General features: G+C 40.9%; 13 protein-coding genes. All 13 read left to right on the top strand.

The genetic code is table 11. The annotated features are described in order from the left end of the window. On the top strand, positions 1 to 1,646 hold a 1,646-nt coding region (locus tag ACH2DQ_RS25965), incomplete at its 5' end, for an iron-containing alcohol dehydrogenase (protein WP_395028641.1). Between the two features lie 231 nt (positions 1,647 to 1,877). Then, positions 1,878 to 2,624 carry a phosphotransferase family protein gene (locus ACH2DQ_RS25960; RefSeq protein WP_394913991.1) on the top strand — a complete coding sequence of 249 codons (747 nt, stop codon included), beginning with the start codon at positions 1,878 to 1,880 and terminating at the stop codon, positions 2,622 to 2,624. A gap of 250 nt (positions 2,625 to 2,874) precedes the next feature. Beyond that, positions 2,875 to 3,717 carry a GNAT family N-acetyltransferase gene (locus tag ACH2DQ_RS25955; RefSeq protein WP_394913992.1) on the top strand — a complete coding sequence of 281 codons (843 nt, stop codon included), beginning with the start codon at positions 2,875 to 2,877 and terminating at the stop codon, positions 3,715 to 3,717. A 132-nt stretch (positions 3,718 to 3,849) separates the two neighbouring features. After that, a complete protein-coding gene (gene nudC / locus ACH2DQ_RS25950) occupies positions 3,850 to 4,686 on the top strand; it encodes an NAD(+) diphosphatase (RefSeq protein WP_394913993.1) in 837 nt (278 codons plus the stop codon). Between the two features lie 90 nt (positions 4,687 to 4,776). Next, entirely contained in the window at positions 4,777 to 5,445 is a 669-nt protein-coding gene (locus ACH2DQ_RS25945; RefSeq protein WP_394913994.1) for a TetR/AcrR family transcriptional regulator, read from the top strand. Between the two features lie 97 nt (positions 5,446 to 5,542). Further along, complete coding sequence (locus ACH2DQ_RS25940) at positions 5,543 to 6,397, top strand: MFS transporter (RefSeq protein WP_395028640.1); 855 nt, start codon at positions 5,543 to 5,545, stop codon at positions 6,395 to 6,397. Positions 6,398 to 6,439: 42 nt separating this feature from the next. Next, positions 6,440 to 6,817 carry a hypothetical protein gene (locus ACH2DQ_RS25935; RefSeq protein ID WP_395028639.1) on the top strand — a complete coding sequence of 126 codons (378 nt, stop codon included), beginning with the start codon at positions 6,440 to 6,442 and terminating at the stop codon, positions 6,815 to 6,817. A 221-nt stretch (positions 6,818 to 7,038) separates the two neighbouring features. Beyond that, positions 7,039 to 7,830 (top strand): ParA family protein, encoded by a 792-nt coding sequence (locus tag ACH2DQ_RS25930; protein ID WP_394913996.1) that lies wholly within the window; start codon positions 7,039 to 7,041, stop codon positions 7,828 to 7,830. After that, complete coding sequence (locus tag ACH2DQ_RS25925) at positions 7,817 to 8,299, top strand: hypothetical protein (RefSeq protein WP_394913997.1); 483 nt, start codon at positions 7,817 to 7,819, stop codon at positions 8,297 to 8,299. Before ACH2DQ_RS25930 ends, ACH2DQ_RS25925 begins: the two co-directional genes overlap by 14 nt. Positions 8,300 to 8,520: 221 nt before the next feature. Then, a complete protein-coding gene (locus ACH2DQ_RS25920; RefSeq protein WP_394913998.1) occupies positions 8,521 to 9,675 on the top strand; it encodes a 1-propanol dehydrogenase PduQ in 1,155 nt (384 codons plus the stop codon). A gap of 87 nt (positions 9,676 to 9,762) precedes the next feature. After that, entirely contained in the window at positions 9,763 to 10,698 is a 936-nt protein-coding gene (locus ACH2DQ_RS25915) for a DMT family transporter (protein WP_394913999.1), read from the top strand. Positions 10,699 to 10,987: 289 nt separating this feature from the next. After that, complete coding sequence (gene malQ, locus ACH2DQ_RS25910) at positions 10,988 to 12,472, top strand: 4-alpha-glucanotransferase (protein ID WP_394914000.1); 1,485 nt, start codon at positions 10,988 to 10,990, stop codon at positions 12,470 to 12,472. A gap of 249 nt (positions 12,473 to 12,721) precedes the next feature. After that, a complete protein-coding gene (locus ACH2DQ_RS25905; protein ID WP_394914001.1) occupies positions 12,722 to 14,080 on the top strand; it encodes a GntP family permease in 1,359 nt (452 codons plus the stop codon). Positions 14,081 to 14,085 lie beyond the last annotated feature (5 nt).

Genomic DNA, 14,085 nt, shown 5'->3' with positions numbered 1-14,085 from the left:
CCAAGATCCTGATCGGTGAAGTAGAATCCGTAGATATCAGTGAAGAATTCGCACATGAGAAATTATCTCCGGTACTGGCATTATATAAAGCAAAAGACTTCGATGAAGCTCTTGTAAAAGCAGCTCAGTTAGTAGCTGACGGCGGATACGGACATACAGCATCCCTGTACATCCATCCCGCACAGACAGAAAAAATGGATAAACCCGCAGCAGCTATGAAGACCTGCCGTGTATTAATCAACACTCCTGCAGCTCAGGGTGGTATCGGTGACTTATACAACTTCAAACTGGCTCCATCTTTAACACTTGGATGCGGATCCTGGGGCGGTAACTCCATTTCCGAAAATGTTGGTGTAAAACACTTAATCAACATTAAGACAGTTGCTGAGAGGAGAGAAAATATGCTGTGGTTCAGAACACCTGAAAAAGTTTACTTCAAAAAAGGATGTATGCCGGTTGCTCTGGATGAACTTGGAACAATCATGAATAAGAAAAAATGCTTCATCGTTACGGATAGCTTCTTATATAAAAATGGTTATGTAAAACCAATCGAAGAAAAATTAGATGCTATGGGAATTCAGCATACATGTTTCTTTGATGTAGCTCCTGACCCAACACTTGCATGTGCACAGGCTGGTGCAAAAGCGATGACAGAATTCGAACCGGATACGATCATTGCACTTGGTGGTGGTTCTGCAATGGATGCTGCTAAGATTATGTGGGTAATGTACGAACATCCGGAAGCTGACTTCATGAGAATGGCAATGGACTTCATGGATATCCGTAAGAGAGTATACACCTTCCCTAAGATGGGTGAAAAAGCTTACTTTGTAGCAATCCCGACATCTTCCGGTACAGGTTCTGAGGTTACACCATTTGCGATTATCACAGATGAAAAATCCGGAGTAAAATATCCGTTAGCAGACTATGAACTGCTTCCAAACATGGCAATCATTGATGCTGATAACATGATGAACCAGCCAAAAGGATTAACAAGTGCTTCCGGTATCGACGTAATGACACATGCATTAGAAGCTTATGTTTCCATCATGGCTACAGATTATACAGATGGTCTTGCATTAAAAGCAATTAAAAATGTATTCCAGTATCTGCCTTCCGCATATGAAAACGGAGCAAATGATCCAATCGCAAGAGAAAAAATGGCTGATGCTGCTTGTATGGCAGGTATGGCATTCGCTAATGCATTCCTTGGAATTAACCACTCTCTTGCTCATAAATTAGGTGCATTCCACCACCTGCCACATGGTGTTGCAAATGCGTTAATCCTTACAAGAGTTATGCGTTTCAACGCAGTTGATGTTCCTACAAAGATGGGTACTTTCTCACAGTATCAGTATCCTCATGCAAAAGAAAGATATGCGGAAGCAGCTCGTTTTGCAGGCATCGTAGGCAAGGATGACAATGATACATTCGAAAAATTAATTGCAGCATTAGAAGACTTAAAAGAAAAAATCGGTATTAAGAAATGCATCGCTGATTACGGCGTAGATGAAAAATACTTCCTGGATACATTAGATGACATGGTAGAGCAGGCATTTGATGATCAGTGTACAGGAGCAAACCCAAGATATCCGCTGATGAAGGAAATCAAAGAAATTTATTTAGCTGCATACTATGGCAAATAGGATTCCTATCTGGTATAGATGATAAGATAAGCTGTTCAGCCAGATACCTTGCTATAGTATGAAGAAATACGGCAGATTGAGTATACAGTCTGCCGTATTTTTCCACGAACAATTTTATTCCAATAACGGCTGAATGGCATTTTGTAAACATCAATTGCCAGGCAGTCCTCCTTAGTACATTACAAGTGTCTGCCTGGCAGAACCAACAACATGGAAAAGGGGGATTTTCTAATGTCAGAATTACAGATTATTGCAAAAAGGGACCAGAAAACGGTTTACAGAGACGGCGATAAAGCCGTCAAGGTATTTGAATCAAGTTTCACGAAAGCAAATATTCTAAATGAAGCATTAAATCAGGCAAGAGCAGAAGAAACGGGGCTTAATATCCCGCAGATTCTGGAAGTTACGAAAGTCGATGGTAAATGGGCGATCGTTTCGGAATTTGCCCAGGGTAAGACATTAGAGCAGTTGATGCAGGAGCATCCCGATCAGCTGGAGGAATATATGAATTTATTTGTAGACCTTCAGTTAGAGATGCACAGTAAGAAAGCACCTTTATTAAACAAGTTAAAAGATAAGATGATTCGTAAGATTACTGCAACAGGACTGGATGCAACGGTTCGTTATGAGCTCAACACCCGTCTGCAGGGAATGCCTACCCATACGAAGGTATGCCATGGTGATTTTAACCCCAGTAATATTATTATCGATGACAGCGGAAAAGCTGCGATTGTGGACTGGGCACATGCCACCCAGGGTAACGCAAGTGCGGACACCGCCAATACTTATCTATACTTCGCATTGCAAAATGAAGCAGCAGCGAAGCTTTACCTGGATTTATTCTGCAAAAAGAGTGACACCGCAAAACAATACGTAGAGCAGTGGCTTCCGCTTGTAGCTGCATCCCGCCTCACAAAAGGTGTGGAAGCAGAAAAAGTATTTCTAATGAAGTGGATTGATGTTTGCGAATATCAATAGATTAACTGGAATAAAATTGAAGATTGAGTAGTGGGAACGAAGGAATGCCTGGATTTTGGGCATTCCTTTGTGTATGTGTGAATATAAATCTTCGCAGTTTAGTGAGAAGACAGTAAATCTAGAAGAATAGAGAATTTAGGATAAAACTGGCATAGAGATAGAAATAATGATATAATTTAAAATAAAAAGAAGTGTTAGATTATAGCAAAAAGTGATTTAGAGCGTGTTAAAATTATTAGGGTAGGGACTTATGATTATCATAAATAATATTATTTTAAATCAAAAGATGCAAAACCAAAAGATACAAAACCCAAATACAATTATGGAAGAATTAAATCAATTTTTCAGCAGGCTTCAAAAGGAAGGCTGGGGAGTGGTAACACAAGTTGATGTCTTGAATATTGACAGTGAACCAACACTAATGATCACCAACACCGTTATTAATGCCGAGAAAGCAAAAAGCGCAGGAATCCCCTGCGTTTTTTATGATACAGCGGGAAACGCAACTGGTATCTATGGAGTTGATATGGTGGTGGAAGGACTGGAAGAGATAGACAGTGCATTTTTAATAGGAATTTATAACAGACATTATAAGATCCCTTCCGTTATAGCCGGGACGTCCCGTTTGCTTATTCGGGAAACTGTGCCGGATGATACGGATGCATTGTATGAGATTTATAAAGATCAGGAGATAGTCCGGTTTTTAACTCCACTGGCGGAGGACGTTAATGAGCAGAGAGAGATCCTGGATACCTATTTTACATATATGTATGGACTATATGGATACGGGATGTGGACGGTAGTGGAAAAAAGTTCGGGTCAGATGATTGGCAGAGTAGGATTTGAAAATGGAGAGCTGGAAGGCGCCGGAATAGTGGAACTGGGATATCTGATCGGCACTGCCTGGCGTAAACAGGGCTATGCATATGAAGCAGTCAGCGCTGTTTTAGAATACGGGAAGAATGTGCTGGGATTCGGGGAAGTCTATATCAGAACAAAATCAGAAAATCTGGTATCCTGTGCGTTTGCGGGGAAAGCGGGATTTCAGCTAATTAAAGATGGTGATATACAGTATTACAAAAGGGGATTGTAATGGCTAGGAAGAAAAACAGGAGTTAGATGGATTGAAACGTACATAAAATAATTGAGCATAACTGGGAAAAACATTGAAAGCTTTTTCCAAACCTGATATAATGCAGAAAACAAAAGAAAGGTGGTTGAATAAATGATTCAGGATATCGCACCACATATTTTAGATAATCAATACACCCCTGTTCTGCCTGACAAAGATAGTTTTCTGCTTTGTTTTCATGGAAACGAAGTTTTAATAAATCTCAGTGATGACGGAATTGTATTTCCGAGATTAAAAGATTTGGAATCTGAGCATGAGAATCTTCAGGAGGAGTGCAGGTATTTATTTACAATTGACAGCCAGAGTTTTTATCTGACAGACAACATTGTGCCAGTCCAGGGAACGGGATTCTCCATGGCGAATGTGGAGATTTTTAGAACTGCACAGCCCCAGCATCTGTCGTTTGCAGGGATTACGGCATTCCAGATATTCTCCTGGTATCAGAGCAGACGCTTCTGCGGCAGATGCGGCAAGCCTATGGAGCACCATGATAAGGAGCGCATGATGTATTGCAGTGCCTGCGGTTTACAGGAATATCCCAAACTTTCTCCCGCAGTAATTGTTGGAATTGCAGATGGCAATAAACTTCTGATGTCCAGATATTCCGGACGGAATTATAAGAAATATGCATTGATAGCTGGATTTGCTGAGGTTGGGGAAACGATTGAGGAAACCGTGAAAAGAGAAGTTATGGAAGAGGTTGGGCTTAAAGTAAAGAACATAAGATATTATAAAAGTCAGCCCTGGGCGTTCTCCAGTACGTTGCTATTGGGATTTTATGCAGACCTTGACGGTTCAGAGCATATAACGCTGGATCGAAATGAGCTGGAATTTGCGGAGTGGTTTGGCCGGGAAGAAATTCCGGAATGCGACACGTCTATCAGTCTTACCAATGAAATGATTATGAAATTCAAAAATAATGAAGTGTAAAAAGCAGGTTCTTCAAAAAATGATTGACACTTATAGATAGTTCCTGTATACTACTTACATACCAACAGTATGTATACAGGAGATGAGTAAATGGCAAGAAATAAATATCCAGAAGTAACGGTTAATCGAATATTAGATGTGGCAACCAGGTTATTTTTGGAAAAAGGATACGAGGAGACTACCATTCAGGCTATATTAGATGAATTGGGGGATTTAAGCAAAGGAGCCATCTACCATCATTTTAAGTCCAAGGAAGATATTATTGAAGCTGTTATTGATCGTATGTTTGAGGACGTGCATAAAAGTGCAATAGCAATCGTCAATGATCCCACATTAAACGGGTTACAGAAGATTCAGAAAACAATTCAAAGTTCTCTGCAGAATCCAAACCAGGAAAAAATATTGAAATCAGCACCGGATCTTATGCACAATACACGCTTTTTGTCAGCAGAAATATATGAAAGCGTCAATGTGGTTGCAAAACAGATGATTGAACCTATGTTGCGTGAGGGTATCGAAGATGGGTCGATTCACACGAAATATCCCAAACAAATGGCGGAGATGTTGATGATTCTAGCCAATATCTGGTTAAACCCGGCAGTATTTCAGGTTTCGGAGAATGAACTATATGACAAATTTTTGTTTTTAAAATATGTAGGAGAGCGTCTGGGCATTCCGGTTTTAGATGATAAGATGCTTGACAGACTACAGCTTTACCGGAGTATTATGGAAGAGAACGATTCTAAAAATTTAACATAGGATATATAGCAACTCAATAACTGTCACAAAATAGTGGCAGTATATTTTTAATCATATACATACCAAACGTCGGTATTAAAATTAAGGAGGATTTAAAATGAGTCAAAAAACAAAGTTGTTTCACCGGGACTTTACGCTGGTGGTAATCGGACAGATTATTTCTCTCTTTGGAAATGCAATTATCCGGTTTGCCCTGCCCCTTTACCTGTTAAATATTACTGGATCTGCTGCGTATTTTGGTCTTGCCAGTGCTTTGTCATTTATTCCAATGATTGTGTTGACACCTATTGGAGGGATGATTGCAGACCGGGTAAATAAACGTAATATTATGGTGGTTTTGGATTTTTCAACAGCGGCACTGATTGCTTTATTTTCCATTAGCATGGGAAGATTAAACTTGATTGTAATGCTAATTATTACACTTATGATCTTGTATGGAATACAGGGTGTTTATCAGCCTGCGGTTCAGGCAAGTATGCCTCTCTTGGCAGACGATGGACATTTACTGCAGGCGAATGCAGTGATCAACCAGGTCAGCGCCCTGTCTAATTTACTGGGACCTATCATCGGCGGTGTATTATTCGGACTGTGGGGACTGACTCCGATTTTGGTCATTGGTGGAATTTGCTTCTTCTGTTCGGCTGTTATGGAGATCTTTATCCATATTCCAAATGTAAAGACGAAAAAGGCTGCGAGCATTCTGGTATTAGTGAAAAGTGATTTTAAAGAGAGTATGACATTTATTGTAAAAGAAAATCCTATTATTTTGAAAGGAATTTTGATTGTAGCTGCATTTAATTTATTCTTGAGTTCGCTGGTGATCGTATCTATGCCGGTAATGATTACACAGACACTTGGAATGTCGGATCAGATGTACGGATACGCTCAGGGGGCTTTGGCAGCTGGCGGTTTATTTGGTGGAATCCTGACCGGAGTTCTAGCAAAAAAATAAAAAATAGAACAGACTGCATGGCTGCTCTTGGCTGCTTCGGTTATGCTGATTCCTATGGGAACGGTATTTTTAATAAATGCTTCTTCAATGTCTGCATACATGATTATAACCATATGCAGTTTTGGAATGATGGTTACGTCTACCATGTTCAGTGTGCAGATGCTGTCTTTTGTACAGGGACAGACACCGGCACACTTGATTGGAAAGGTGATTTCCTGGGTGCTGGCTCTGGCAATGTGTTCCCAGCCGGTAGGTCAGGCGATGTATGGTGCTCTTTTTGAGCGATTTAAAATGACACCACATATCATTCTTTTTGGAGCTGCTTTTATATCCATATTGATTGCATTAGCAGCAGGAAAAGTCTTCCGGACTATGGGGGCAGCCAATGGTAAACAAGGAACTGAGCAGTTTATAGCATAATAGAAGTTATTGTACCAGGTTTTGAGGCAGCTCAGGATCTGGTATTTTTTTATGCAGGAAGTGTGGGACAGTGGGTGTTACTGCGGGTGCCCTGGGGGCAAGCATAACCGGAGGAATGAATTTTCAAACATAACCCGGAAATTATGAGTTGAAATAAGTCATAAAACCTCGTATAATCAAAATTATATAAGAAATATCTATGATATAAAGTGAGGTGCCTGATGAAAGAAACAAAGGTTATTTGTTTTACGAATAATAAAGGTGGAAGCGGTAAATCTACTACCTGTTCAAATGTAGGATGCGCAATGGCAATGGCGGGCAAAAAAGTATTATTGATCGATGCAGATATGCAGCTGAATTTGTCACTGTCATTTTTTACCGAGGATGAAGTCTTAGAATTTGCAACAGGAGATAAGAATCTTTATCAGGCGATAAAGGCACAGAAGGACTTAAGTGATTACATTGTTGCTACATCATATGAGAATCTGGATTTGATTCCATCTTCCACTCTGATGAGTTCCATAGAATATGAACTGTTTACAAAATGGCAGAGAGAACTAATTCTGAAAAAATGCCTTGGGAATGTACGCACATCAGGAGTCTATGACTATATTCTGATTGATGCGCCACCTACACTTGGAGGTTGGGTAATGAACGTGCTCTGCGCATCGGATCAGGTGATTATACCGGTGGAAGCCAGTCCCTGGGGATTATTCGGTCTGGCTAATATGTTTGATTTTCTAAATGAAGTAAAACAGATTTCCACTGAACTGAAACTGATGGGTATTGTAGTCACAAAAGTAGATACCCGGAAGAATTATTTTAAACAGACACTGGAGACCTTAAAGGAGATGGAGGACATCCATTTATTTGAATCTTATATCAGAGTGGACAGTTCTATTGAATGGTCTCAGGATAACAGCGCACCGGTTGTGGCATATAAAAAGAGCAGCAGAAGTGCAAAGGAATATACAGCACTGGCAGAGGAGGTATTAGAAATTGGCAGTAGGTAGAGGAAGCATAATGAGAGCAGCAAAAGCAGGAAGTAAAAAGGAAAAAAGTATAGAGTTTATGACACAGGCAACAGAAATTCAAGTGGAGGAAAAAGGTATGGCAGAAGAAAAACAGGATGTAAAAGAAACTGCTGTGGCTCCGGCAGATGATGAGGGTACCAAGGAAGCAGCGGCAGAAGCAAAGCCGGCGGTTAATTCAGAAACGACATCAGAAACTGCAGCAGCTGAAAAGCCGGTGAAAAAAACGACCAGAAGAAAAACGGCAGCAAAGGCAGTGCCGGCAAAGAAGAAAGCAGCAGAGGTACCGAAGAAGGATGCAGCAGCCAAAACAAAGGCGCCGGCACGGGCTAAAAAGGAAACGAAAGAAATAATAAAAGAAGCGGTAGAGACTGTGGCAGCGGAACCGGTGAAAAGTGAATCCAAAAATTATGTTGGAATTAAGGATAAGATGCCGACTTACTTATTATAAGAAGTCAGGATGTTATGAAAAGTAAAGAAGAACCATTTCCGGTTCTTTTTTACTTTGGTACGGAATGGATGGAATCATTTATGCAGTTTTTGTATTAGGTATACTTTGGTGTTGATTTTTGTTGTTTTCCAGGATTAGAACTTGCGAATCCCAAATAAATGTGGTATATTAATGTTAATATGTTAACAATGACAAAAAAGTGAAAAGAAGGGACGGAAATCATGAATAGTTTTGATATTAAGACGAAGATATATTTCGGTGACAATGCCTTAGACCGTTTAACAGATATTCCATATCAGAAGATAATGATTATAACAGATCCATTTGTAGTCCAGAGCGGTATGATCGAACTGGTAACAAGACGATTGGACAAGAGTGGAAAAGAATATTCCATCTATAAGGATGTAGTGCCGGATCCACCGATTGAAAAGGTTGTACTGGGCGTGAAAGCGTTACTGGAATATCAGCCGGAAGCAATTGTTGCAGTAGGCGGCGGTTCCGCAATTGATTCAGCTAAAGGCATGCGCGAGTTTGCAACGAAGCTTGGTGCAAAAGAAGAAATGGCATTAATTGCAATTCCGACTACAAGCGGTACAGGCTCTGAAGTAACTTCTTTTTCAGTAATTTCCGACCCGGTAGAGAAGATTAAATATCCGCTGGTTTCAGACAGCCTCCTGCCAACCGAGGCAATTTTAGATGCGGAGCTCACCAGAAGTGTGCCGCCGGCAATCACAGCTGATACTGGAATGGATGTATTTACCCATGCTTTAGAAGCCTATGTGAGTACCCAAAATCAGGAATTTGCGGCAGCATTATCAGAGAAAGCAATTGAAATCTGCGGCAGCTTCTTATTACGTGCGTACCTGGATGGAAGTGATACCCATGCAAGAAAGAAAATGCATATAGCATCCTGTCTGGCAGGACTTGCATTTAACTCCGCTTCCCTTGGTATTAATCATAGCATGGCACATCAGCTGGGTGCAAGATTCCATATTCCTCATGGTCGTGCCAATGCAATGCTGCTGCCATTTATTATCCAGTATAACAGTTACATAAGCAAACACAGCAGAAGCCAGAAGGAATACCCGAAACAGGTTAAAAAATATGTAACGATAGCCAGAATCTTAGGCCTTCAGAACTTTAACACAATCACTACCATTCGAGCATTGGTAGCCTGGGTGCAGTTTATGTTAAGAGAGATGGATATTCCTCTTTGCATTGCACAGACCGGAAAATGCACAAAAGAAGAGTATTTTGCAGCAATCCCGGCTATGGCGGATGCAGCTTTAGCGGATGCCTGCACCCCAACTAATCCAAGAGTTCCAACCAAAGATGATATCATGGATATTTATGAACGCCTCTGGGATGTAAACTAAAGTCAAATATATAAATATATATAAACAGAGCCGGACAAGAGCATTTCAGACATGTGCTTGTGTCTGGCTCTGTTTTATGGAGAGAATATGAAAAAAGATGCGGGACATTATTTGACAAATCCCTGGATATTAGGGATTCTTGCTGTGATCAGCACTGCTTTGTGGGGAAGCGCATATCCCTGTGTAAAATCAGGATATGAGATCTTTCAGATTGCTGCAGAAGACATAGGATCTAAAATTTTATTTGCCGGCTATCGGTTTTTCCTTGCAGGGATCATGACATTTGCTTTTGTATGGATTTTAAAGAAGAAATTCCCGGTTCCTGCTGGGAAAATGATTCCGGGAATATTAGGGCTGGGTGTGGTGCAAACTACGATACAATACATTTTTTTCTATATTGGAGTGGCAAATACCACTGGTGTGAAGGGGTCAATTATCAGTGCTTCCAATTCCTTTTTTACGATATTGCTGGCTCACTTTTTTATGAAAAGTGAAAAGCTGAATGTGCAAAAATGTGTGGGATGTCTGCTTGGATTTGGAGGGGTGATTCTTACTAATTTTTCACTGAACGGATGGGATACATCTTTTTCTGTTCAGGGAGAAGGATTTTTGTTTATTTCTGCTCTGGCATATTCCGTAGCATCCCTGTGGTCAAAAAGGCTTGCCCAAAGAGAAGATCCTATTTTAATTACGGCACTGCAGTTGTTGTTTGGCGGGGCAGTGTTAATATTAATAGGCTGTATTAGCGGTGGCAGAATTGTAAGGGGATTCAATGGTTCGGGGATTGTACTTCTATTATATATGGCGTTTATTTCTTCAGCGGCTTTTTCCATATGGACAATTCTGCTAAAATATAACCCCGTAGGAAAGGTAGCGATCTATGGGTTCATGATTCCGGTATTCGGTGTATTCTTATCTGCAATATTCCTCAGGGAAAATGCATTTACACTGCGCAATCTGGGGGCGCTGATTCTTGTCAGTGCGGGTATTATAGTCGTGAACAGGCGTAAAAATCATATGTAAAATTATAGTGTAAATAACAGCGTAAATTATACGTAAAATTATAGTGTAAATAATAGCGTAAATCATACGTAAAATTATAGTGTAAATAATAGCGTAAATCATACGTAAAATTATAGGCGAAGTAAATATGCACAGAAGGGAGGGAACTTATGTGTTTTTCTGAATTGCAAAAAAACATTGAAATGGAGTTGCCAGACCTGTATATCTGTGCTATGATAAATACAGTATTGGAAACGGTACCGATAACGTTACCGGAACAGATAAAGAAGATTAGAGGAGGCACCACTAAATGAGAGCCAGTGGAATGTTATTACCTATAGCCAGCCTTCCATCCAAGTATGGAATAGGCACATTTTCTAAAAGCGCATATGATTTTGTTGATATACTAAAGGCGGCAGGGCAGAAGTTCTGGCAGATTCTTCCCCTTGGTCCCACGGGATATGGAGATTCCCCCTATCAGTCATTTTCCACATATGCCGGGAATCCGTATTTTATAGATTTGGACCAGTTGGTGAAAGAAGGTCTGTTAAGCGAAAAAGAATGCGAGTCTTATGACTTTGGTACCAATAGAAGACATATTGATTATGGAAAGATTTATAAGTCCCGATTTTTGATCTTACAAAAAGCATATAAGCGCTGTAAATTAGAGAACGATCCGGAATATAAGAAGTTCCTGGAAGAAAACGAAGAATGGCTGGACGATTACTGTCTTTACATGGCGGTGAAAAATCATTTTGATGGAGTCAGCTGGGATCACTGGGATGAGGATATCCGCCTTCGCAAACCGGAAGCAATGGAAAGATACCGCAAACAATATGAAGATGAGATTCATTTTTTTCGGTTTCAGCAATTTAAGTTTCAGGAGCAGTGGTATGCGTTAAAAAAGTATGCCAATCAAAATGGTGTGGAAATTATTGGCGATATCCCTATTTATGTAGCTTTTGACAGCGCAGATACCTGGGCGCGTCCGGATCTGTTCCAGTTTGATGAAGAGAACCTGCCCATTGACGTTGCCGGATGCCCTCCCGATGGATTTTCAGCAACAGGCCAGTTGTGGGGGAATCCTCTGTATAAATGGGAATATCATAAAGAAACCGGTTATGTCTGGTGGGCGAAACGTATGGAACGGTGTTTCCGTCTTTATGACATAGTGAGGGTAGATCATTTTCGGGGCTTTGATGAATACTATGCAATTCCTTATGGGAATAAGACTGCGGAAAATGGCTGCTGGAAAAAGGGTCCTGGTCTGGATCTGTTCAGGCAGTTAAGAAAACAGTTAGGGGAAATGCGGGTGATTGCGGAAGATCTGGGATACTTAACTCCAAGTGTTATAGAAATGGTTGAAGAGAGCGGATTCCCAGGCATGAAAGTGTTGGAGTTTGCATTTGATTCAAGGGAGCCCAGTAATTATCTGCCTCACAACTATGACAAGAATTGTGTTGTATATACAGGTACCCACGATAACCAGACGCTGAGAACCTGGTATTATGAAATGGCTGAGGAAGACCGGGAACTGGCAAAAGAATATATGAATCTGTATGGTAGAAACGATGAGGAGATCCAGTGGGAGTTTATCCGTCTGGCACTTTCCAGCGTAGCAATGCTGGCGGTAATACCGGTACAGGATTATCTCTATCTGGATTCAGATGCCAGAATTAATACACCGTCTACCTTAGGTGATAACTGGACCTGGCGTTTGGCAGAAGAAGATTTTCATGAAGAACTGATCAGCAGGATTAGAAAACTTTGTGCTTTATTTGGCAGAAGTGAATAAAATATCAAATTCGATCAAAAACAGCATTTTATGGATGATTTAAAGCCATAAAATGCTGTTTTTTACTGCACTGGGGCACTTACCGGAATGATCAACCGGGATATCTTAGATAAAACATAAATAAACAGGATAAAATAGAAAGTTTCCCCCATATTTCTTTCCGGGCATTTTTGCTATAATCGAACCATAAAGAAAAGCAGACAGGTGCCGCGGCCGGGCTGTAAGAAGGAAGATTTTGGAGGAAAGAATATGGATACTTTTAGTGCATCTCCGGAACGGTTGATTATTGGAGCATTGCTTGGTTTTGCGATTTTACTATTTTTAATTATTAAACTGAAGGTACAGCCTTTTGTTTCCATTATGCTGTCGGCACTGGTGATTGGTGTGGCAGTAGGTATGCCGTTTTCCATGATAACGGATACCTTATCGGAAGGCGTTGGAACTACGTTGCAGACCATTGCTATTTTAATCGGGCTGGGTTCTATGTTTGGTGCGATTCTTCAGGTCTCAGGGGGAGTAGAAGTGATTGCCCAGACCCTTTTGGACAAATTTGGGGAAAAGAAAGCAGCCTGGGCGCTTGGTGTAACCGGATTAATTGTAGGAATGCCGGTGTTTTTTGAATCAGGATTATTGATTCTGATTCCCATTGCTTTTGGGATAGCTAAGAAAACAAAACGTTCTATTTTTCATTATGCCATTCCTCTTTTGGCGGGGCTGGCTATCGGGCACGCATTTATACCGCCTACTCCGGGACCTGTGCTGGTAGCAGAAATGCTGAATGTGGAACTGAGCTATGTGATCATTCTGGGTATCATTATTGGAATTCCGGCGATGATTCTGGCGGGACCGCTGTTTGGTAAGTTTGCCGGAAATAAATATAATTTCCCGGTACCGTCCTCTTTCGAGGCTAATGACAAAAAGATAGTGGAAGGAAAGCTTCCGGGATTTGGTACAGTTGTTGCGATTATTTTACTGCCGTTATTTTTGATCATATTAAATACGCTGTCTTCCATTGTTCCGTTTATGCAGCCGCTCAAACCGGTTCTGACATTTCTTGGAACCCCGGTTATTGCCCTGTTGTTATCCACAATTGTTGCCATGGTTTTACTGGGCATGAGACATGGTTATACCAGAGAAGAATTAACGAAAATTATGACTGAGTCTCTGAGCTCCTGTGGAAATATTATCTTATTGATTGCAGGAGGGGGAATGCTACGGTTTATTTTACAAAATTCCGGAATAGGCGCCGTATTTGGAGAATTTGTAGGAGGACTTCCACTCCCGCTGGTTCTGGTAGCATTTCTGATTGCAGCAGTCGTGCGAATCTCAGTAGGTTCCGCTACGGTTTCTATGACCATGGCGGCAGGGATTATGGCGGCAATGCCTGCCGTAGCAGGACTTTCCCAGTTACAGCTGGCTACGATAACTATTGCAGTTGCCGCTGGAGCAACGGCATTCAGCCATGTTAATGATTCCGGGTTCTGGCTTTCGAAATCCCTGTTTGAGGTGGACGAGAAGACGAATCTTAAGACATGGACAATTATGGAGACAATTATCGGACTGGTGGGGATTGCAGGAGCAACGATTGTATGGTTTGTTGTATCATAGGGATT

The organism is Robinsoniella sp. (assembly GCF_034124845.1).
Note: the sequence above shows the minus strand (reverse complement) of the source record. Positions and strands in the feature narration are given on the sequence as shown.

Coding starts and splice junctions, on each gene's coding strand:
- ACH2DQ_RS25960 (WP_394913991.1), top strand. CDS start 1,878: ATGTCAGAATTACAGATTATTGCAAAAAGGGACCAGAAAACGGTTTAC.
- ACH2DQ_RS25955 (WP_394913992.1), top strand. CDS start 2,875: ATGATTATCATAAATAATATTATTTTAAATCAAAAGATGCAAAACCAA.
- nudC (WP_394913993.1), top strand. CDS start 3,850: ATGATTCAGGATATCGCACCACATATTTTAGATAATCAATACACCCCT.
- ACH2DQ_RS25945 (WP_394913994.1), top strand. CDS start 4,777: ATGGCAAGAAATAAATATCCAGAAGTAACGGTTAATCGAATATTAGAT.
- ACH2DQ_RS25940 (WP_395028640.1), top strand. CDS start 5,543: ATGAGTCAAAAAACAAAGTTGTTTCACCGGGACTTTACGCTGGTGGTA.
- ACH2DQ_RS25935 (WP_395028639.1), top strand. CDS start 6,440: ATGCTGATTCCTATGGGAACGGTATTTTTAATAAATGCTTCTTCAATG.
- ACH2DQ_RS25930 (WP_394913996.1), top strand. CDS start 7,039: ATGAAAGAAACAAAGGTTATTTGTTTTACGAATAATAAAGGTGGAAGC.
- ACH2DQ_RS25920 (WP_394913998.1), top strand. CDS start 8,521: ATGAATAGTTTTGATATTAAGACGAAGATATATTTCGGTGACAATGCC.
- ACH2DQ_RS25915 (WP_394913999.1), top strand. CDS start 9,763: ATGAAAAAAGATGCGGGACATTATTTGACAAATCCCTGGATATTAGGG.
- malQ (WP_394914000.1), top strand. CDS start 10,988: ATGAGAGCCAGTGGAATGTTATTACCTATAGCCAGCCTTCCATCCAAG.
- ACH2DQ_RS25905 (WP_394914001.1), top strand. CDS start 12,722: ATGGATACTTTTAGTGCATCTCCGGAACGGTTGATTATTGGAGCATTG.